Origin of the sequence: Pseudomonas sp. B707 (genome assembly GCF_022496685.1) — a bacterium.
In the GTDB taxonomy this organism is placed as follows: Bacteria; Pseudomonadota; Gammaproteobacteria; order Pseudomonadales; family Pseudomonadaceae; genus Aquipseudomonas; species Aquipseudomonas paraglycinae.
The window spans coordinates 44,976-64,490 of record NZ_WTVE01000025.1 but is presented as its reverse complement, the minus strand read 5'-3'; the positions used below and the strand labels follow the sequence as shown (position 1 = coordinate 64,490).

The window sequence follows — 19,515 nt, the reverse complement described above, 5'->3', positions numbered from 1 at the left end:
GCCGAACTTCCGATCCTCCTTGATCGCAGCTCGGGTAATTTTCTAATGGGGGTAAATCGTGGCCACCGGCACGACGGTTCCACATGCACGTATTCGGCGGTAAAACCGAATACTTGAGCGAACAGCAGGGTTATGGCGAAAGGCCGGCATTGTGCAGGCTCGAACGTTTCAGCTCAAGCGCGTGACCGCCGGCAGCGCCATGGCGCGGACTTCGCCTTGCAGGAAGTCGCTCAGACGGCGCAAACGTTCACCTCCCGGACGAGTCTTTGGCCACACCAGGTAATAATTCAGGCCGCTGGCGACCGCCGTCGGCCACGGCAGACTCAAGCGTCCTTGCGCGACATCCTCGGCCACCATCAGCAGATCGCCCATGGAAACCCCATAGCCCCGAGCCGCCGCAATCATCCCCAGTTCCAGAGTATCGAACACCTGTCCGCCCTTGAGCGACACCTGATCCGACAGCCCCATGTGCTCCAGCCAACTGCGCCAGTCGCGGCGGTCCGGCGTCGGGTGCAGCAATTCGGCGCTGGCCAGCCGCGCCACGTCCCACGGCTGATCGTTGAGCAGATTCGGCGCGCCGACCGGAATCAGCTCCTCCGGAAACAGCAGGCTGGCTTCCCAGTCCGGCGGGAAATGCCCGTCACTCAACAACACCGCGCAATCGAAGGGCTCGTTATTGAAGTCCACCGAATCCACGTCCATCCACGCGCTGGTCAGTTGCACCTCGTTACCTGGCTGCAGATGACGAAAGCGACTGAGCCGCGCCAGCAACCAGCGCATGGTCAGGGTCGACGGGGCTTTCATGCGCAGGATGTCATCTTCGGCGCGCAAGGTATTGCAGGCACGTTCCAGCGCGGCAAAGCCATCACGGATGCCCGGCAGCAGCAGGCGTGCCGACTCGGTCAGTTGCAGATTGCGCCCGCTGCGGTGGAACAAGCGGCAGGCGAAGTGCTCTTCGAGCGTGCGGATGTGCCGGCTCACCGCACTTTGAGTGATCGACAACTCTTCGGCTGCCCGGGTGAACGAACTGTGGCGGGCCGCCGCTTCGAATGCGCGCAGGGCATACAAGGGTGGAAGACGACGGGACATGCACAACGCTCCAATGGGGGGATTGCGCCAACTTAGCAGAATCGCGACAGGATGAGTTTTAATCATGCTACCCATCCTTTTTATCCCTTTGTGCAACCCGCGCCAAACCCTGAGAATCGACGGTTTCTTGCTCCCTCTTTTATAAGGATGTGAAAACATGCAGCGTCCTGTGCGTACCGAACTCTGGGCCATCCTGCGGCTGGCGGGGCCGTTGATCGCCTCGCAGTTGGCGCACATGCTGATGGTGCTGACCGACACCCTGATGATGGCGCGCCTCAGTCCCGAAGCGCTGGCCGGTGGCGGTCTGGGCGCGGCGAGCTATTCGTTCGTGTCGATCTTCTGCATCGGCGTGATCGCGGCGGTCGGCACTCTGGTGGCGATTCGTCAGGGCGCCGGCGACATCATCGGCGCCGCCCGCCTGACCCAGGCCGGGCTATGGCTGGCGTGGCTGATGGCACTCGGTGCCGGGCTGCTGTTGTGGAATCTGAAACCGGTGCTGTTGCTGTTCGGCCAGACCGAGACCAACGTCAACGCCGCCGGGCAATTTCTGATCGCCCTGCCGTTCGCCCTGCCCGGCTACCTGAGTTTCATGGCCTTACGCGGTTTCACCAGCGCCATCGGCCGGGCAACGCCGGTGATGGTCATCAGCCTCGCCGGCACGGTGGCCAACTTCCTGCTCAATTACGCGCTGATCACCGGCATGTTCGGCCTGCCGCAGCTCGGGCTGACCGGTATCGGCCTGGTCACGGCGATTGTCGCCAACTGCATGGCACTCGCACTGGCCTGGCACATTCGCCGGCATCCGGCCTACGACGCTTACCCTCTGCGTGAAGGCCTGTCGCGGCCGAACCGGCAGTACCTCAAAGAGCTCTGGCGCCTGGGTCTGCCGATCGGCGGGACCTACGCGGTGGAAGTCGGGCTGTTCGCCTTCGCGGCGCTGTGCATGGGCACCATGGGCAGCACGCAACTGGCGGCGCACCAGATCGCTCTGCAAATCGTCTCGGTGGCGTTCATGGTTCCGGCGGGGATGTCGTATGCGATCACCATGCGCGTCGGCCAGCATTACGGCGCCGGGCAATTGAGCGATGCGCGGATGTCCGGGCGGGTCGGCATCGTCTTCGGTGCAGTGGTGATGCTGGGGTTTGCGATAGTGTTCTGGTTGCTGCCGAATCAGTTGGTCGGCTTGTTCCTCGACCATAACGACCCGGCGTTTGCCGAGGTGATTCGTCTGGCGGTGAGCCTGCTCGCCGTGGCAGCGTGGTTCGAGCTGTTCGACGGCACGCAGACGATTGCCATGGGCTGCATCCGCGGGCTCAAGGATGCCAAGACCACATTTCTGGTCGGGCTCGGTTGCTACTGGCTGATCGGTGCGCCGGCGGCGTGGCTGATGGCGTTCCATCTGCACTGGGGGCCGACCGGCGTCTGGTGGGGTCTGGCGCTTGGGCTGGCCTGTGCGGCGGTGAGCCTGACGCTGGCATTCGAATGGAAGATGAAGCGAATGATTCGGCTTGAGCCGCAACCTCAAGGCTTCAAGATCGCTCAGCCGGAATGAGTTTCCCTGTGGAAGCAAGCTCGCTCCCACAGGGACTTGAGGCTAAACCACAATGCCCAGCGGCGGCTGACTGGCATCAGCCACCAGGTAATCAACCAGTTCCGTCAACGGCAATGGCTTGCTGATCAGGTAACCCTGCACCTGATCGCAACCGAACCCGCGCAACAGATCCAGTTGCTCGCGGGTTTCCACCCCTTCGGCAACCACTTCCAGGTGCAGGTTGTGCGCAAGGTTGATCATCGCGTGCACCAGTTTGCGGTTCTCTTCGCGCTGCTCCATGCCGCCGACGAAACTCTTGTCGATCTTCAGCAAGGTGATCGGCAGGCTGTTGAGATGCACGAACGACGAGAACCCGGTGCCGAAATCATCCAGCGAGAAACGCACGCCGAGGCGACCGAGCGCGTCCATGGTCTGCTTGACCAGATCGCTGCGGCGCATCACAGCGGTTTCGGTGAGTTCGAATTCCAGCCACTGCGCTTCGACTCCGCGCTCGGCGATCAGACGGCTGAGCGTCGGCAGCAACTGGCTGTCCTGAAACTGGCGGAACGACAGGTTGATCGCCATATGCAGCGCCGGCAATCCGCGTTCGCGCAACGCCTGCATATCGCGCAGGGCCCGGGAAATCACCCAGTAACCCAGCGGCACGATCAGACCGCTCTGCTCGGCCAGCGGCACGAATTCGCTCGGTGGTAGCAGGCCGCGTTCGCTGTGGCGCCAGCGCACCAGCGCTTCGAGGCCGACGATCTGGCCGTCCTGCAGGTTCAGGCGCGGCTGGTAATGCAGCTCCAGCTCGTCACGACGCAAGGCCCGGCGCAGTTCGCTTTCGAGGTCGGCCATGCTCCGCGCGTTGCGGTTGATTCGTTCGTTGAAAATGTGAAAGGTGCAGCCCTGAGTGCTCTTGGCCTGCTGCATGGCGATGTGCGCGTGCCACATCAGCGGATCGGCACCGCCCTGGGCGCGGGCATGGGCGATGCCCAGGCTGGAGCCGATCAAAAGGCTTTCGCCGTCGACCCAGTAAGGTTCAGCCAGGGCCTCGGTGATGCGTTCGGCCATCCATTCGGCCCGTTGCGGGGCGCGGCGGGTATCGATCAGCAAGGCGAATTCATCGCTGCCGAGGCGCGCCAGTTGATCGCCGACTTCCAGCTGGCTTTTCAGGCGTGCGACGACTTGCAGGATCAGGCGGTCGCCGGCCTGGTGGCCGAGGGCGTCGTTGGCGTGGCGGAAGTTGTCGAGATCAAGATGCCCGAGGGCCAGGCCGCGGCCGTCATTTTCGGCGAGGCGCGCCGTCAGAAGAGTCTGGAAACCCTGACGGTTGGCGATGCCGGTCAGCGGATCCTGCTCGGCCAGGCGTTGCAGGGTGTTTTCCAGCACGCCGCGTTCGCGCACATGCCGCAGGCAACGCCGTAGCATGCCGGCATCGAGGGCATCGAATACCAGCCAGTCGCTGACGCCGTCGGGCGCGGTCGCCGGCTCGTGTTCCAGAAGCAATACCGTCGGCAGGCTGCAACGGCCGGGCGCCGGCTGCAACGCGGGAACGGTCAACAACACCGCGTGGCGGTTGTCTTCGAACAGACTGCTGACCGACTCCCAGCTCGGCGCGCTGATCAGCACCGCCGCACTTCCCAACGGAGCCAGACACTCGCGCAATAACGCTGTCCACGCTGGCTCTTCGGCCAGTAGCAGCAAACGCAAGGGTTCGACAGGCGTAGTCAAGCTGACTCCCTAGACTCTGCAATGATGTGGGCGGCGGGCATTATGCCGTTGCGGCTACCAATGACCAAACGACAACGGTTATCAAAACGTTATTTTGTGTCACGAATGAGAACATTAGCCGCAAAATCACCGCGCATCCTGCGTGAAAGTAACAAAACCGGCAAATTTGAATCGCGTGCTGCGTCACAAGTCGGAGAGAGCAGCACAAATCGCTGAGCCTGTTAAAATGCCGGCCCATTTCGTCAACGACTCCCGAATTTTCGTATGTCCCGACTCAATCCCCGGCAGCAAGAAGCCGTGAACTACGTCGGCGGCCCTCTATTGGTGCTCGCCGGTGCTGGCTCCGGCAAGACCAGTGTGATCACGCGCAAGATCGCGCACCTGATCCAGAACTGCGGCATCCGTGCCCAGTACATCGTCGCCATGACCTTCACCAACAAGGCCGCGCGTGAGATGAAGGAACGGGTCGGCACCCTGCTGCGTGCAGGCGAAGGTCGCGGCCTGACGGTCTGCACCTTCCACAACCTGGGCCTGAACATCATCCGCAAGGAACATGAACGGCTGGGCTACAAACCCGGTTTCTCGATCTTCGACGAAACCGACGTCAAGTCGCTGATGACCGACATCATGCAGAAGGAATATGCAGGCGACGACGGCGTCGACGAGATCAAGAACATGATCGGCGCCTGGAAAAACGACCTGATCCTGCCGGCCCAGGCCCTGGAAAACGCCCGTAACCCCAAGGAACAGACCGCCGCCATCGTCTACACCCACTATCAGCGCACGCTCAAGGCGTTCAACGCGGTGGACTTCGACGACTTGATCCTGCTGCCGGTGAAACTCTTCGAAGAGCACGCCGACATCCTCGAAAAGTGGCAGAACAAGGTGCGTTACCTGCTGGTCGACGAATACCAGGACACCAACGCCAGCCAGTATTTGCTGGTGAAAATGCTCATCGGCAAGCGTAACCAGTTCACCGTGGTGGGCGACGACGACCAGTCGATCTACGCCTGGCGCGGCGCGCGGCCGGAAAACCTGATGCTGCTCAAGGACGACTATCCGTCCCTGAAAGTGGTGATGCTGGAACAGAACTACCGCTCCACCAGCCGCATCCTGCGCTGCGCCAACGTGCTGATCTCGAACAACCCGCACGAATTCGAAAAGCAGTTGTGGAGTGAAATGGGCCACGGCGACGAGATCCGCGTGATCCGCTGCCGCAACGAGGACGCCGAAGCCGAGCGCGTGGCCATGGAAATCCTCAGCCTGCACTTGCGCACCGACCGCCCGTACAGCGATTTCGCGATCCTCTATCGCGGCAACTACCAGGCCAAGCTGATCGAGCTGAAACTGCAGCACCATCAAGTGCCATACCGTTTGAGCGGCGGCAACAGCTTCTTCGGGCGTCAGGAAGTGAAAGACCTGATGGCCTACTTCCGCCTGATCGTGAACCCGGACGACGACAACGCCTTCCTGCGGGTGATCAACGTGCCGCGCCGTGAAATCGGCTCGACGACCCTGGAAAAACTCGGCAACTACGCCACCGAACGCAAGATCTCGATGTACGCCGCCACCGACGAACTCGGCCTGGGCGAGCATCTGGACAGCCGCTTCACCGATCGCCTGTCGCGCTTCAAGCGCTTCATGGACAAGGTACGCGAGCAATGCGCCGGCGAAGACCCGATCTCCGCCCTGCGCAGCATGGTCATGGACATCGACTACGAGAACTGGCTGCGCACCAACAGTTCCAGCGACAAGGCTGCGGACTACCGGATGAGCAACGTCTGGTTCCTGATCGAAGCCTTGAAGAACACCCTGGAAAAAGACGAAGACGGCGAAATGACCGTCGAGGACGCCATCGGCAAACTCGTCCTGCGTGACATGCTGGAACGTCAGCAGGAAGAAGAGGACGGCGCCGAAGGCGTGCAGATGATGACCCTGCATGCGTCCAAGGGCCTGGAATTCCCCTACGTGTTCATCATGGGCATGGAAGAGGAAATCCTCCCGCACCGTTCCAGCATCGAAGCCGACACCATCGAAGAAGAACGCCGCCTGGCCTACGTGGGCATCACCCGCGCGCGCCAGACTCTCGCGTTTACCTTCGCCGCCAAGCGCAAACAGTACGGCGAGATCATCGACTGCGCGCCAAGCCGCTTCCTCGATGAACTGCCGCCGGACGACCTGGCCTGGGAAGGCAACGACGACACACCGACCGAAGTCAAAGCCGTGCGGGGCAATAGCGCACTGGCTGATATACGCGCGATGTTAAAGCGCTAGAATTGACCACTTTTTACTAGACCTTCGACGCACAAAGCGTCAAATGAGGACAGCTTCATGGAAGCATTGCACCAGAAAATCCGCGAACAAGGCATTGTGCTTTCCGACCAGGTCCTGAAGGTCGACGCCTTCCTGAACCACCAGATCGACCCGGCCCTGATGAAGCTGATCGGCGACGAATTCGCCACGCTGTTCAAGGATTCGGGCATCACCAAGATCGTCACCATCGAAGCCTCGGGCATCGCCCCGGCGATCATGACCGGTCTGAACCTCGGCGTGCCGGTGATCTTCGCCCGCAAGCAACAGTCCCTGACCCTGACTGAAAACCTGCTGTCGGCGACCGTTTACTCGTTCACCAAGAAGACCGAAAGCACCGTGGCCATCTCCCCGCGTCACCTGACCAGCAGCGACCGCGTGCTGATCATCGACGACTTCCTGGCCAACGGTAAGGCGTCCCAGGCGCTGATCTCGATCATCAAGCAGGCCGGCGCCACCGTCGCGGGCCTGGGCATCGTGATCGAGAAGTCGTTCCAGGGCGGCCGTGCGGAACTGGATTCGCAGGGTTACCGCGTCGAGTCGCTGGCTCGCGTGAAGTCGCTGAAGGATGGCGTGGTGACTTTCATCGAGTAACCCGGCTTCATCGCATTATCCCTGTGGGAGCGGGCAAGCCCGCTCCCACAGTTGGTTTTACGGTGAACATTATTGCGCAGTAGCTTTGAGGCCAGTAAGCAACAACCGCTGAAACAGGTCTTCCTTCAGACCTTCCGGATCAGTGAGCTGCATGCGCGCCAGATGCTCCGGATACAGCGAAGCCTCAGGCGCATCCAGCGCCGCCTTGCCCAGCTCCAGAATCTCGGTCAGCTTGAATTTGCTCTTGAGCCAGTTCAGCGCCCGCAACAGATCCTTCTCGACCTCAGTGAAATCACAGCCCAGCGGATACTCCGGAAACAGGTTCGGATGCCGCGCGGCAATCGCCTGCAAGCGTTGCGGGGTGTTGTCGGCAAAACGAGGATCGAGACGGAAATCCTTCGGCAGCTTGCCGACCTTCTGCGCCTGCTCGATCAGGCCCTGCTGGAAGCGTGAATCGCTGATATTGAGCAACGCCTCGATCACCACCGCATCCGACTTGCCGCGCAGATCGGCGATGCCGTACTCGGTGACCACGATATCGCGCAGGTGCCGTGGAATCGTGCAATGGCCGTATTCCCAGACAATGTTCGAGCTGACATCGCCACCGGATTCGCGCCAGCTGCGCAGCAGCAGGATGGAGCGCGCATCGTGCAACGCATGCCCCTGGGCAACGAAGTTGTATTGCCCGCCGACGCCGCTGAGTACCCGCCCGTCTTCCAGTTGATCCGCCACCCCGGCACCCAGCAGGGTCATGGTGAACACGGTGTTGATGAACCGCGCATCCAGACGCTGCAGACGTTTGAGTTCTTCCTGACCGTACAGCTCGTTGATGTAGCTGATGCGGGTCATGTTGAATTCAAGCCGTTTGCTCAGCGGCAACTCACGCAAGCGTTCATAGAAACTGCGCGGCCCGAGGAAGAAACCGCCGTGGATCGACAGGCCGTCGGTTTGCGCCGCTTCGTCGAGGGTCCCGGCGTTGGCTTGCTGCTGAGTCTGTACATCCGGGTAGACCTTGCGCCGGATGATCCCGGCTTCGGCCAGCACCAGCAGGCCGTTGACGAACATTTCGCTGCAACCGTACAGGCCTTTGGCGAAGGGTTCGATGCCGCCCTCGCGTTCGATCAACTGCGCCCACTGGCTGAGGTTCACATCGGCCAGCAAGTCCTGGTATCCGGCGTTGTCGGCCTGGCGGGCCAGCAATGCAGCGGTCAGCGCATCGCCCATAGAGCCGATGCCGATCTGCAAGGTACCGCCATCGCGTATCAACGTACTGGCGTGCAACCCGATGAAGTGATCCTGAAACCCGACGGGCATGTTCGGCGTGGAAAACAGCGTGCTGCTGTCTTTCTCGTCGATCAGCAGGTCGAAGGTATCGATGTCGACTTCGGCGTCACCCGGCATGTACGGCAACTCGGTGTGCACCTGGCCGACCAGCAGGATCGTTTCCCCCGCTGCCCGGCGTTTGGCGATCATCGGGAACAGGTCGAGGGTGATGTCCGGATTGCAACTGAGGCTCAGACGATCCGGGTGTTCGCTGCTGCTGGCGAGCAACTGCGCCACCAGGTTCAGGCCGGCGGCGTTGATGTCGCGGGCGGCGTGGCTGTAGTTGCTGCTGACGTAATCCTGCTGGGCCGGCGCGCTGTTAAGCAGGCTGCCGGGCTGCATGAAGAATTGCTCGATGCGGATGTTGGACGGCAGGCTGTCGCGGTGCAGGTCGGCGAGGAATTCCAGTTCCGGGTAATCGCCGAACACCCGCTCGACGAAGGGTTCGATGAAGCGCTTCTGCAAACCATCGCCCAAGGCCGGACGGCCGAGGCACAAGGCGGTGTAGATCGTCAGCTGACGTTCGGGCAATCCGGCAACCCGCCGGTACAGCGCGTTGACGAAGGGATTGGGTTTGCCCAGCCCCAGCGGCAGGCCCATGTGGATGTGCGCCGGCAACCGCGCCAGCACGTCGTCCACTGCCTGTTCGATCGAACACAACTGCACCATCTGAAGCCTCCTGCCCGTTCCGTGAATAGAGGTACGACCGAGATTGCCGGTTGTTTGCTGCAAAGAACAGCCTCAGGCCTGAATCGCGGGCACAAAAAAACCGTCCGGAGACGGTTTTTTTCGTCAGAAGCGCGGCTTATTTCAGGCCGGACATCTTCTGGATGGCGCCCTTCAGCTCGTCGTCCGAGCAATCGGCGCAGGTGCCTTTCGGCGGCATGGCGTTGATGCCGGTGATGGCCTTGGCCAGGATGCCGTCGAGGCCGCCCTGGTGATCGGCGCGCTCTTTCCAGGCTGCGGTGTCACCGATTTTCGGCGCGCCCAACAGGCCGGAGCCGTGGCAAGCGTTGCAATGTTTGGCAATCACTTCGTCCGGCGTCTTGGCGCCGCCACCGCCGCCTGCCGAAGCAGCGACTTCCATCCCCTTGCACTCTTGCCCTTGAACACACACCTGGCCGACCGGCTCGAGGCGTTTGGCAATGTCGTCATTCGTCGCAGCTTGAGCGCTGACAGCCCAGAGGGCCAGTACGGTTGCTGGTGCAGCCAGCATTTTCATAATTAGGTTCACGCGTTCACCCTCAATGGTGGCTATTCACGCCTGCGGCCACGGTTCGCAGGCGGGCGCAAGTATAGCGGTTAGCCCGCTTCACTGAAACAACCCCAAAGTCGAAGGGGTTATATCGCGCTGTGGAAAAACGTTTCGGGTGCCTTCGCCGGTATGGCCTGGCGCCTCTTTGTTTAAAAATTCGCCGGCGTGGCTGCGCTGATTAGTCGCGCCGGTGCATCGAACGGATTACGGAAACGATGCGGCTTGGTACTTTCAAAGTAGTAGCTGTCGCCGGCTTCGAGGATAAAAGTTTCAAGACCCACCACCAGCTCCAGGCGCCCTTCCACCAGAATTCCGGTTTCCTCGCCTTCGTGGGTGAGCATTTCCTCGCCGGTATCCGCGCCCGGCGGGTAGATTTCATTGAGGAACGCGATGGCCCGGCTCGGGTGCGCGCGGCCGACCAGTTTCATGGTCACGGCGCCGTCGGAAATGTCGATCAGCTCGTTGGCCTTGTAGACGATCTGGGTCGGTTTTTCCTGCAGGATCTCTTCGGAAAAGAACTCGACCATGGACATGGGAATCCCGCCAAGAACTTTCCTCAGCGAACTGATCGAAGGGCTGACGCTGTTCTTTTCGATCATCGAAATGGTGCTGTTGGTGACGCCCGCGCGCTTGGCGAGTTCACGCTGGGAAAGCCCTTTGAGCTTGCGGATCGATTGCAGTCGTTCACCGACGTCCAAGGCTGGAGCCTCCTGATGTTGTAGAAATATTGAGCGTTATCATGGCGACAGCGTTCAGTATTTACAACACTTGGGCCCCGCTAGCGCTTCAACCCTCGGAATAGAGCCTTGGCACCCGGCGCAGGTTGCAGAAGATCTGGTACGGAATGGTGTCCGCCCACTTCGCCACGTCGCTGGCGAGGATGTTCTTGCCCCACAACTCGACAGTCGATCCGAGGCCGGCTTGCGGCACGTCAGTCAGGTCGATGCACAGCATGTCCATCGACACCCGGCCAAGAATGCGGCTGCGCTGACCGGCCACCAGTACCGGAGTGCCGGTCGGCGCCTGACGCGGATAACCGTCGGCGTAACCCATGGCGACCACGCCGATGCGCATCGGTTTGTCGGTGATGAATTTCGCACCGTAACCCACCGGTTCGCCGGCCGGCAGCTCGCGCACGCTGATGACTTTCGATTCCAGGGTCATCACCGGTTGCAGGCGCTCGGCCACGGCGTTGGCTTCTTCGAACGGAGTGGCGCCGTAGAGCATGATGCCCGGACGCACCCAGTCGCTGTGAATCTGAGGCCAGCCCAGCACCGCCGGCGAATTGCGCAGGCTGACTTCAGCGGCCAGGCCCTGACGCGCGGCTTCGAACACGGCAACCTGCTCGGCGCTGCTCTGCTCGTGCAGCTCATCGGCCCGGGCGAAGTGGCTCATCAGCACGACTTTCGCTACGTTGCCGCTGGCCAGCAGACGCTGATAAGCCGCCGGGTAGTCCTTGGGATGCAGGCCCACACGGTGCATGCCCGAATCGAGCTTCAGCCACACGGTGATCGGTTTGCCCAACGCCGCCTGCTCGATCGCTTCGAGCTGCCACAGCGAATGCACCACGCACCAGAAATCGTGCTCGACGATCAGCGCCAGCTCATCGGCCTCGAAAAAGCCTTCGAGCAACAGCACCGGCGCGCGAATCCCGGCGGCACGCAGTTCCAGGGCTTCTTCGATGCACGCCACCGCGAAGCCGTCCGCTTCAGCCTCCAGCGCCTGGGCGCAACGCACTGCGCCATGGCCGTAGGCATCGGCCTTGATCACCGCCAGTGCCTTGGCACCGGTGACTTCACGGGCGATACGGTAATTGTGACGCAGGGCTTGAAGGTCAATCAGGGCACGGGCAGGACGCATGGCAGCAGACTTCTTGGCGGTCATGGGAATAAAAACCGGCGCTGGCTGACGGCGTGAACCGCCAACAGCACCGGGAGAGGGATCTTTACAACGGGTTACGGCAGCGCGGCGACGATGGAGATCTCGACCAGGATGCTCGGCTTGGCCATCTTCGCTTCAACCGTGGCACGGGCCGGGGCGGCGCCTTTGGGCAGCCACTGATCCCACACCGAATTCATGCCGGCAAAGTGCGCCTCGATGTCGTTCAGGTAGATCGTCGCCGACAGCAGGTGCTGTTTGTCGGTGCCGGCCAGATCGAGCAGTCGCTCGATGTTGGCGAGGACGTCGCGGGTCTGCTGTTCGACACCGGCGTTGAAGTCATCGCCGACCTGCCCGGACAGATACACCGTACCGTTGTGGCTGACGATCTGACTCATGCGCTCATTGGTGAGCTGGCGCTGGATTGCCATGCTTTGCGGACTCCTGGGTGGTGTTGCCATAACGGGAAATATCGAGGCCTTCGGCGCTGATCTGTGGCTTTTTCTTCGCCATCAAATCAGCCAGCAAGCGACCGGAGCCGCACGCCATGGTCCAGCCGAGGGTGCCGTGACCGGTGTTCAGGAACAGGTTCTTGAACGGGGTTGCGCCGACGATCGGCGTGCCATCCGGGGTGGTTGGACGCAGGCCGGTCCAGAAACTCGCTTCGGCCAGATTGCCGCCCTGAGGATAAAGGTCGTTGACGATCATCTCCAGGGTTTCGCGCCGACGCGGGTTCAGCGACAGGTCAAAACCGGCGATCTCCGCCATGCCGCCGACGCGGATGCGGTTATCGAAACGGGTGATCGCGACTTTGTAAGTCTCGTCGAGAATGGTCGAAGTCGGGGCCATCGCCGGGTTGGTGATCGGCACGGTCAGCGAGTAGCCCTTCAACGGATACACCGGGGCCTTGATGCCCAGCGGCTTGAGCAGTTGCGGCGAGTAGCTGCCGAGGGCCAGCACGTAGCGGTCAGCGGTTTCCAGCTTGCCGTCGATCCAAACGCCGTTGATGCGGTCACCGGCGAAGTCGAGCCGCTGGATGTCCTGGCCGAAGCGGAACTCCACACCGAGCTTGGTGGCCATTTCGGCGAGGCGGGTGGTGAAGATCTGGCAGTCGCCGGTCTGGTCGTTCGGCAGGCGCAGGGCACCGGCGAGGATGTCGGTGACACCGGCCAGAGCCGGTTCGACGCGGGCAATGCCGGCACGATCGAGTACTTCGAACGGTACGCCTGACTCTTTCAATACAGCGATGTCCTTGGCGGCGTTATCCAGTTGCGCCTGGGTGCGGAACAACTGGGTCGTACCGAGGCTGCGGCCTTCGTAGGCGATGCCGGTTTCGGCGCGCAATTCGTCGAGGCAGTCGCGGCTGTACTCGGACAGACGCACCATGCGCTCCTTGTTCACCGCGTAACGGTTGGCAGTGCAGTTGCGCAGCATCTGCGCCATCCACAGGTACTGGTCGATGTCGGCGGTGGCCTTGATCGCCAGCGGTGCGTGGCGTTGCAGCAGCCACTTGATGGCTTTGAGGGGTACGCCCGGCGCGGCCCACGGCGAGGCGTAGCCCGGCGAGACCTGGCCGGCGTTGGCGAAACTGGTCTCCATGGCCGCGGCGGGCTGCCGGTCGACCACCACCACTTCAAACCCGGCACGGGCCAGATAGTAAGCACTGGCGGTACCGATGACGCCGCTACCCAAGACCATAACGCGCATTTTGTATCCCTCATCGCGGCGTGCCGCGTACGTCTGTTGTTAGAGCAATGATGCGCGCAGTGTAAAAAAGATTTGCCAGTGCTTTTCACTGTATAAGCGCCTATATTTGGCGACAATTCTCGGCAAAAACCCTTTTCACGGAGGCGCATCCCCTATGCGTACCAACACTCAGACCAAACGTGAGCTGGACAAGATCGACCGCAACATCTTGCGGATCCTGCAGGCGGACGGGCGGATTTCATTCACCGAGCTGGGCGAGAAGGTCGGGCTCTCCACCACGCCTTGCACGGAGCGGGTGCGGCGCCTGGAGCGCGAGGGGATCATCATGGGCTACAACGCCCGCCTGAATCCGCAGCACTTGAAGGGTAGTCTCCTGGTGTTCGTCGAGATCAGCCTCGACTACAAATCCGGCGATACTTTCGAAGAGTTCCGACGTGCGGTGCTGAAATTGCCCCACGTGCTGGAATGCCATCTGGTGTCAGGGGATTTCGACTATCTGGTGAAGGCGCGGATTTCCGAGATGGCCTCGTACCGCAAGCTGCTGGGCGACATCCTGCTCAAGCTGCCGCACGTGCGTGAATCCAAGAGCTACATCGTGATGGAAGAAGTGAAAGAGAGCCTGAGCCTGCCGATTCCGGACTGATCGCTCAGACCAGTACCTGCCCACTGGATCGTTCCCACGCTCCGCGTTCGGCTTTGGAAGGGACGCGGAGCGTCCCGGGCTGCATTCCCACGCAGAGCGTGGGAACGATCAGAGTCAGACCAGCACCTGCCGGTTTTCGGCCATGTACTCGAACACCTGCTTCTCGACCCGTGGATGAATCAGTTCCACCGGTCGCCGGCCGTTGGGGCACGGCAAGGTCTGGGTGGTGCCGAACAACCGGCAGATCAGCGGCCGTTCGTCATACACCGTGCAGCCATTCGGTCCCAAGTGCACACAGTTGAGCTCTTCCATCGCTGCGTCCTGCTCGGCGCGGGTCTTGCGCGGCAGGCGGGACATTTCCTCGGGCGAGGTGGTCACCGGCCCGCAACAGTCATGGCAGCCCGGCACGCATTCGAACGTGGGAATCTGCTGACGCAGGGTGCGGATTTTCTGACTTTTGCAGCTCATTGCAGCGGTAACCGGAGCGAAATAGGCGGCAATTGTGCCGCAAAAGCCGTGATCCAGACACCACGGGCCGACCAATGTTGCCCGGCCTCGGGCCTGCGGCTTATGCTCCGTCAAATTTTCTCGACACCCGCTCAGGATGACGCCCATGAATGCCCGCGCCCAAGCCACCGCGAGCCAACCCCACGTTGCCTCTTATTACGCCGCCAGCAGCCTGCCGCAACCCGACCATCCGGTGCTGCAAGGTGAACTGATTGCGGACGTGTGCGTGGTCGGCGGCGGTTTCTCCGGGCTGAGCACCGCTTTGGAACTGGCTGAACGGGGTTTGAGCGTGGTGCTTCTGGAGGCGCACCGGATCGGCTGGGGCGCCAGCGGTCGCAACGGCGGGCAGCTGATTCGCGGGGTCGGTCACGGCCTCGATCAGTTCGCCAACGTGATCGGCGCCGACGGCGTGCGTCAGATGAAACTCATGGGCCTGGAAGCGGTGGAAATCGTCCGCCAGCGCGTCGAAAAATTTCAGATTCCCTGCGACCTGACCTGGGGTTACTGCGACCTCGCCAACAAACCTTCCGATCTGGAAGGCTTTGCCGAAGACGCCGAAGAGCTGCGCAGCCTCGGTTACCGCTACGAAACCCGCCTTCTGCAAGCGAACGAGATGCACACCGTAGTCGGCTCCAACCGCTACGTCGGCGGTTTGATCGACATGGGTTCCGGGCATCTGCACCCGCTGAACCTGGCACTCGGAGAAGCCGCAGCGGCGCAACAACTGGGCGTCAAACTGTTCGAACAATCGGCGGTCACCCGCATCGACTATGGCCCCGAAGTAAGGGTGCACACGGCGCAAGGCTCGGTACGGGCGAAGACGCTCGTGCTGGGCTGTAACGCGTACCTCAACAATCTGAATCCGCAACTCAGCGGCAAGGTGCTGCCAGCCGGCAGCTACATCATCGCCACTGAACCCCTGAGCGAAGAACAGGCCCACGCCCTGCTGCCGCAGAACATGGCGGTCTGCGACCAGCGTGTAGCGCTTGATTACTACCGGCTCTCGGCGGATCGTCGTCTGTTGTTCGGCGGCGCCTGCCATTACTCGGGGCGTGATCCAAAGGACATCGGCGCCTACATGCGGCCCAAGATGCTGGAGGTGTTCCCGCAGCTCGCCTCGGCGAAGATCGATTATCAGTGGGGCGGGATGATCGGCATCGGTGCCAACCGTCTGCCGCAGATTGGCCGGCTCGCGAATCAGCCGAATGTGTATTACGCCCAGGCTTATTCTGGTCACGGCGTGAATGCCACGCACCTGGCGGGCAAGCTGCTGGCCGAGGCTATCAGCGGCCAGCACAGCGGTGGCTTCGACCTGTTCGCCAAAGTGCCACACATCACCTTCCCCGGCGGCAAGCATCTGCGCTCGCCGCTGCTGGCGTTGGGGATGCTGTGGCACCGGCTTAAAGAGTTGGTCTGAGATCGTTCCCACGCAGAGCGTGGGAACGATCCCTCTAAATCCGCCAGAACGGCTTCAACCCTTCCTCCAGCGCCTGCTCGCGGGTCAGCCCGATGTCCTTGAGCTGTTCCGGCGTCAGGCGCAGCAACGCCTTGCGCGTGTGCAGACGATGCCAGAACAGGTCCCAGCGACTCAGGCCGGACGGTGCGTTGCACATGCTCTCGTTGCGCGCTTTGTCCTGTTGCCCTGCCTCCAGTTCCTGACTGTGTAACGTCAGCCGCACATCGCTCAAACCGTTCATTTTCATTGCTCCTGTTTACTTGGGTAGCCAGAGATTCCATGATGCGCGGGCGAGCAAAAGCATTACAGATTCAACACATCTGTATTATTTCCATACAGATTTGCTGTCTCTGAGACTGAATTGTCGATTTACGCCGCATCTGTACTGGTTTAACGAATCATCTGCATCGAGGCAGTGCCATGACGCTCTATGTGAATCTCGCCGAATTGCTCGGCACCCGCATCGAACAAGGCTTCTACCGTCCTGGTGATCGCCTGCCCTCGGTGCGCGCCTTGAGCGTAGAACACGGAGTCAGCCTGAGCACGGTGCAGCAGGCCTATCGGATGCTGGAAGACAGCGGCCTGGCCACGCCGAAACCCAAATCCGGGTACTTCGTGCCGGTCGGGCGTGAGTTGCCCGAACTGCCGGCAGTCGGGCGCCCCGCGCAACGGCCGGTGGAAATTTCCCAGTGGGATCAGGTGCTGGAACTGATTCGCGCCGTGCCGCGCAAGGACGTGGTGCAACTCGGTCGCGGCATGCCGGACATCTCGTCGCCGACGATGAAGCCGCTGCTGCGCGGGCTGGCCCGTATCAGCCGCCGTCAGGACATGCCCGGTCTGTATTACGACAACATCCACGGCACCCTCGAACTGCGCGAACAGATTGCCCGACTGATGCTCGATTCCGGCTGCCAGTTGAGCGCCAGCGATCTGGTGGTCACCACCGGTTGCCATGAAGCGCTGTCTACCAGCATCCACGCAATCTGCGAGCCCGGTGACATCGTCGCGGTGGATTCGCCGAGCTTCCACGGCGCCATGCAGACCCTCAAAGGGCTGGGCATGAAAGCCCTGGAAATCCCCACCGACCCGCTCACCGGCATCAGCCTCGAAGCGCTGGAACTGGCGCTGGAGCAATGGCCGATCAAGGTCATCCAGCTCACGCCCAACTGCAACAACCCGCTCGGCTACATCATGCCGGAGTCGCGCAAACGTGCCCTGCTCAACCTGGCCCAGCGCTTCGACGTGGCGATCATCGAGGACGACGTGTATGGCGAACTGGCCTACACCTACCCGCGTCCGCGCACGATCAAATCCTTCGACGAAGATGGCCGAGTCTTACTCTGCAGTTCATTTTCCAAGACGCTCGCGCCGGGATTGCGCATCGGCTGGGTCGCGCCCGGTCGCTACCTCGAACGCGTGCTGCACATGAAATACATCAGCACTGGCTCCACTGCGCCCCAGCCGCAGATTGCTATCGCCGAATTCTTAAAAGCCGGGCACTTCGAACCGCATTTGCGGCGGATGCGCACGCAATACCAGCGCAATCGCGACGTGATGATCGACTGGGTGACGCGTTACTTCCCGGCCGGTACCCGCGCGAGCCGTCCGCAAGGCAGCTTCATGCTCTGGGTCGAACTGCCGGAAGGTTTCGATACGCTGAAACTGAATCGTGCGCTGCACGATCAGGGCGTACAGATTGCCGTCGGCAGCATCTTTTCCGCCTCGGGCAAGTACCGCAATTGCCTGCGCATGAACTACGCTGCCAAACCGACAGCTTTGATCGAAGAGGCAGTGCGCAAGGTCGGTGCGGCAGCGATCAGACTGCTGGCCAAAGCCGACTGACTTTTCACGAGCAAACAGCGTCCATATGCCCAACCCTGCCGCCAACCGGAACGATCCCACGTGAGCTTCAGACAGCCCCTACTCGCTCTGCTGGTACTCTCCACGTTCCTTGGCGGTTGTGCGTCTATCGACGTACCGCGCGAACCGAGCCAGGCGTTGCCGGCGGCCGACTCCGCGTTCGGCCGTTCGATCCAGGCCCAGGCGGCGCCCTACAAGGGCCAGTCCGGCTTTCGCCTGCTGTCCAACAGCACCGAAGCCTTCACCGCTCGCGCCGAGCTGATCCGCAACGCACAACGCAGCCTCGACTTGCAGTACTACATCGTCCATGACGGCATCAGTACGCGAATGCTGGTGGAGGAAGTGTTGAAGGCCGCCGATCGTGGCGTGCGGGTGCGGATCCTGCTGGACGACACCACCAGCGACGGCCTCGACCTGATCATTGCCACACTGGCGGCACATCCGCAGATCCAGATTCGCCTGTTCAATCCGCTGCACCTGGGGCGCAGCACCGGCGTAACCCGGGCGGCCGGGCGGCTGTTCAACCTGTCGCTGCAACACCGGCGGATGCACAACAAGTTGTGGCTGGCGGACAATAGCGCGGCCATCGTTGGCGGGCGCAATCTGGGCGACGAATATTTCGACGCCGAGCCCAACCTGAATTTCACCGATATCGACATGCTGAGTGTCGGGCCGGTCGCCGAACAGCTCGGGCACAGTTTCGACCAGTACTGGAACAGTGCCCTGAGCAAGCCGATCGACGAATTCCTCTCCAGCAAACCCTCGGCCAAAGACCTGCAGAACACCCGCACACGCCTGGAAGAATCCCTCGAAGAAACCCGCAAACAGAATCACGCGCTGTATCAGCAGTTGATGACCTACCGCACCGACCCGCGCATGGATATCTGGCGCAAAGAGCTGATCTGGGCCTGGAACCAGGCGCTGTGGGATGCGCCGAGCAAGGTACTGGCCAAGGGCGAACCCGAACCGCAATTGCTGCTGACGACCCAACTGGCACCGGAGCTCACGGGTGTCAGCAAAGAACTGGTGATGATTTCTGCCTACTTCGTGCCGGGACAGCCGGGACTGGTCTACTTGACCGGTCGCGCTGATGCCGGCGTGTCGGTGAGCTTGCTGACCAACTCGCTGGAAGCCACTGACGTGCCGGCGGTGCACGGTGGTTATGCGCCGTACCGCAAGGCGCTGCTGGAACATGGCGTGAAGCTGTTTGAGCTGCGGCGCCAGCCTGGGGATAACTATGGCAGCGGCCCGCACCTGTTTTACAGCAAGTCCTATCGTGGCTCGGATTCGAGCCTGCACAGCAAGGCGATGATCTTCGACGGGAAAAAATCGTTCATCGGCTCGTTCAATTTCGACCCGCGCTCGGTGCTGTGGAACACCGAAGTCGGGGTGTTGGTGGACAGTCCCGAACTGGCAGCCCACGTACGCGAACTGGCCTTGCAAGGCATGGCGCCAGCGCTCAGCTACGAAGCGAAACTGCAGGACGGAAAAGTGGTGTGGGTCACCGAGGACAACGGTCAGATGCACACGCTGACCAAGGAGCCGGGGAGTTGGTGGCGGCGCTTCAATGCGTGGTTCAGCACCACCGTGGGACTGGAGCGGATGCTGTAACAGCCCGCTCCAGCCGG

General features: G+C 61.6%; 17 protein-coding genes. 7 read left to right on the top strand and 10 right to left on the bottom strand.

Annotated features, from left to right (window positions below):
- Positions 1–168: 168 nt before the first annotated feature.
- Positions 169–1,089: a LysR substrate-binding domain-containing protein gene (locus GQX66_RS12855; protein ID WP_085746790.1), complete on the bottom strand. Its 921-nt coding sequence runs from the start codon at positions 1,087–1,089 to the stop codon at positions 169–171.
- 157 nt (positions 1,090–1,246) lie between these two features.
- Here GQX66_RS12855 and GQX66_RS12850 point away from each other — a divergent pair, with 157 nt between their 5' ends.
- On the top strand, positions 1,247–2,641 hold the full coding sequence (locus GQX66_RS12850; protein WP_240869547.1) for a NorM family multidrug efflux MATE transporter: 1,395 nt from the start codon (positions 1,247–1,249) through the stop codon (positions 2,639–2,641).
- A gap of 42 nt (positions 2,642–2,683) precedes the next feature.
- Here GQX66_RS12850 and GQX66_RS12845 read toward each other — a convergent pair whose 3' ends face one another.
- Complete coding sequence (locus GQX66_RS12845) at positions 2,684–4,354, bottom strand: bifunctional diguanylate cyclase/phosphodiesterase (RefSeq protein WP_085746792.1); 1,671 nt, start codon at positions 4,352–4,354, stop codon at positions 2,684–2,686.
- 264 nt (positions 4,355–4,618) lie between these two features.
- On the opposite strand from GQX66_RS12845, the gene rep reads away from it, so the two are divergent.
- Together rep and GQX66_RS12835 are read left to right on the top strand one after the other, a co-directional pair.
- Positions 4,619–6,628: a DNA helicase Rep gene (gene rep / locus GQX66_RS12840; protein ID WP_007954499.1), complete on the top strand. Its 2,010-nt coding sequence runs from the start codon at positions 4,619–4,621 to the stop codon at positions 6,626–6,628.
- A gap of 57 nt (positions 6,629–6,685) precedes the next feature.
- The gene (locus GQX66_RS12835; protein ID WP_003229440.1) at positions 6,686–7,258 is read left to right on the top strand and encodes a xanthine phosphoribosyltransferase; all 573 of its coding nucleotides are present in this window, start codon (positions 6,686–6,688) and stop codon (positions 7,256–7,258) included.
- A 69-nt stretch (positions 7,259–7,327) separates the two neighbouring features.
- Here GQX66_RS12835 and GQX66_RS12830 read toward each other — a convergent pair whose 3' ends face one another.
- The 6 genes from GQX66_RS12830 to dadA all read right to left on the bottom strand — a co-directional run bounded on the left by GQX66_RS12830 (position 7,328) and on the right by dadA (position 13,421).
- Positions 7,328–9,250: an acetyl-CoA hydrolase/transferase C-terminal domain-containing protein gene (locus tag GQX66_RS12830; protein ID WP_085746793.1), complete on the bottom strand. Its 1,923-nt coding sequence runs from the start codon at positions 9,248–9,250 to the stop codon at positions 7,328–7,330.
- 136 nt (positions 9,251–9,386) lie between these two features.
- A complete protein-coding gene (locus tag GQX66_RS12825; RefSeq protein ID WP_085746794.1) occupies positions 9,387–9,803 on the bottom strand; it encodes a c-type cytochrome in 417 nt (138 codons plus the stop codon).
- Positions 9,804–9,985: 182 nt separating this feature from the next.
- The gene (locus GQX66_RS12820) at positions 9,986–10,534 is read right to left on the bottom strand and encodes a cupin domain-containing protein (RefSeq protein WP_003229444.1); all 549 of its coding nucleotides are present in this window, start codon (positions 10,532–10,534) and stop codon (positions 9,986–9,988) included.
- Between the two features lie 88 nt (positions 10,535–10,622).
- Positions 10,623–11,696 (bottom strand): alanine racemase, encoded by a 1,074-nt coding sequence (gene alr / locus GQX66_RS12815; protein WP_085746795.1) that lies wholly within the window; start codon positions 11,694–11,696, stop codon positions 10,623–10,625.
- A 95-nt stretch (positions 11,697–11,791) separates the two neighbouring features.
- Complete coding sequence (locus GQX66_RS12810) at positions 11,792–12,145, bottom strand: RidA family protein (protein ID WP_039765240.1); 354 nt, start codon at positions 12,143–12,145, stop codon at positions 11,792–11,794.
- Positions 12,117–13,421: a D-amino acid dehydrogenase gene (gene dadA / locus GQX66_RS12805; protein ID WP_007954487.1), complete on the bottom strand. Its 1,305-nt coding sequence runs from the start codon at positions 13,419–13,421 to the stop codon at positions 12,117–12,119. The genes GQX66_RS12810 and dadA overlap by 29 nt, the downstream gene beginning before the upstream one ends.
- Positions 13,422–13,575: 154 nt before the next feature.
- On the opposite strand from dadA, the gene GQX66_RS12800 reads away from it, so the two are divergent.
- Entirely contained in the window at positions 13,576–14,064 is a 489-nt protein-coding gene (locus GQX66_RS12800; protein ID WP_003177284.1) for an Lrp/AsnC ligand binding domain-containing protein, read from the top strand.
- 114 nt (positions 14,065–14,178) lie between these two features.
- Here GQX66_RS12800 and GQX66_RS12795 read toward each other — a convergent pair whose 3' ends face one another.
- Entirely contained in the window at positions 14,179–14,532 is a 354-nt protein-coding gene (locus GQX66_RS12795) for a YkgJ family cysteine cluster protein (protein ID WP_129973031.1), read from the bottom strand.
- Positions 14,533–14,677: 145 nt separating this feature from the next.
- Here GQX66_RS12795 and GQX66_RS12790 point away from each other — a divergent pair, with 145 nt between their 5' ends.
- Entirely contained in the window at positions 14,678–15,988 is a 1,311-nt protein-coding gene (locus tag GQX66_RS12790; protein ID WP_102717314.1) for an FAD-binding oxidoreductase, read from the top strand.
- 34 nt (positions 15,989–16,022) lie between these two features.
- On the opposite strand, the gene GQX66_RS12785 is transcribed toward GQX66_RS12790, so the two are convergent.
- Positions 16,023–16,268: a DUF1127 domain-containing protein gene (locus GQX66_RS12785; RefSeq protein WP_102685867.1), complete on the bottom strand. Its 246-nt coding sequence runs from the start codon at positions 16,266–16,268 to the stop codon at positions 16,023–16,025.
- Positions 16,269–16,447: 179 nt separating this feature from the next.
- Here GQX66_RS12785 and GQX66_RS12780 point away from each other — a divergent pair, with 179 nt between their 5' ends.
- Together GQX66_RS12780 and GQX66_RS12775 are read left to right on the top strand one after the other, a co-directional pair.
- Positions 16,448–17,869, top strand: a complete 1,422-nt coding sequence (locus GQX66_RS12780) for a PLP-dependent aminotransferase family protein (protein ID WP_240869544.1) — start codon at positions 16,448–16,450, stop codon at positions 17,867–17,869.
- A 60-nt stretch (positions 17,870–17,929) separates the two neighbouring features.
- Positions 17,930–19,498 (top strand): phospholipase D family protein, encoded by a 1,569-nt coding sequence (locus tag GQX66_RS12775; RefSeq protein ID WP_240869541.1) that lies wholly within the window; start codon positions 17,930–17,932, stop codon positions 19,496–19,498.
- Positions 19,499–19,515: the final 17 nt, after the last annotated feature.

What these genes read in the sequence shown, in the direction of transcription:
- GQX66_RS12855 (WP_085746790.1), bottom strand. Translation starts at nt 1,089, where the DNA reads ATGTCCCGTCGTCTTCCACCCTTGTATGCCCTGCGCGCATTCGAAGCG.
- GQX66_RS12850 (WP_240869547.1), top strand. Translation starts at nt 1,247, where the DNA reads ATGCAGCGTCCTGTGCGTACCGAACTCTGGGCCATCCTGCGGCTGGCG.
- rep (WP_007954499.1), top strand. Translation starts at nt 4,619, where the DNA reads ATGTCCCGACTCAATCCCCGGCAGCAAGAAGCCGTGAACTACGTCGGC.
- GQX66_RS12835 (WP_003229440.1), top strand. Translation starts at nt 6,686, where the DNA reads ATGGAAGCATTGCACCAGAAAATCCGCGAACAAGGCATTGTGCTTTCC.
- GQX66_RS12830 (WP_085746793.1), bottom strand. Translation starts at nt 9,250, where the DNA reads ATGGTGCAGTTGTGTTCGATCGAACAGGCAGTGGACGACGTGCTGGCG.
- GQX66_RS12825 (WP_085746794.1), bottom strand. Translation starts at nt 9,803, where the DNA reads ATGAAAATGCTGGCTGCACCAGCAACCGTACTGGCCCTCTGGGCTGTC.
- alr (WP_085746795.1), bottom strand. Translation starts at nt 11,696, where the DNA reads ATGCGTCCTGCCCGTGCCCTGATTGACCTTCAAGCCCTGCGTCACAAT.
- GQX66_RS12810 (WP_039765240.1), bottom strand. Translation starts at nt 12,145, where the DNA reads ATGGCAATCCAGCGCCAGCTCACCAATGAGCGCATGAGTCAGATCGTC.
- dadA (WP_007954487.1), bottom strand. Translation starts at nt 13,421, where the DNA reads ATGCGCGTTATGGTCTTGGGTAGCGGCGTCATCGGTACCGCCAGTGCT.
- GQX66_RS12800 (WP_003177284.1), top strand. Translation starts at nt 13,576, where the DNA reads ATGCGTACCAACACTCAGACCAAACGTGAGCTGGACAAGATCGACCGC.
- GQX66_RS12795 (WP_129973031.1), bottom strand. Translation starts at nt 14,532, where the DNA reads ATGAGCTGCAAAAGTCAGAAAATCCGCACCCTGCGTCAGCAGATTCCC.
- GQX66_RS12790 (WP_102717314.1), top strand. Translation starts at nt 14,678, where the DNA reads ATGAATGCCCGCGCCCAAGCCACCGCGAGCCAACCCCACGTTGCCTCT.
- GQX66_RS12785 (WP_102685867.1), bottom strand. Translation starts at nt 16,268, where the DNA reads ATGAACGGTTTGAGCGATGTGCGGCTGACGTTACACAGTCAGGAACTG.
- GQX66_RS12780 (WP_240869544.1), top strand. Translation starts at nt 16,448, where the DNA reads ATGACGCTCTATGTGAATCTCGCCGAATTGCTCGGCACCCGCATCGAA.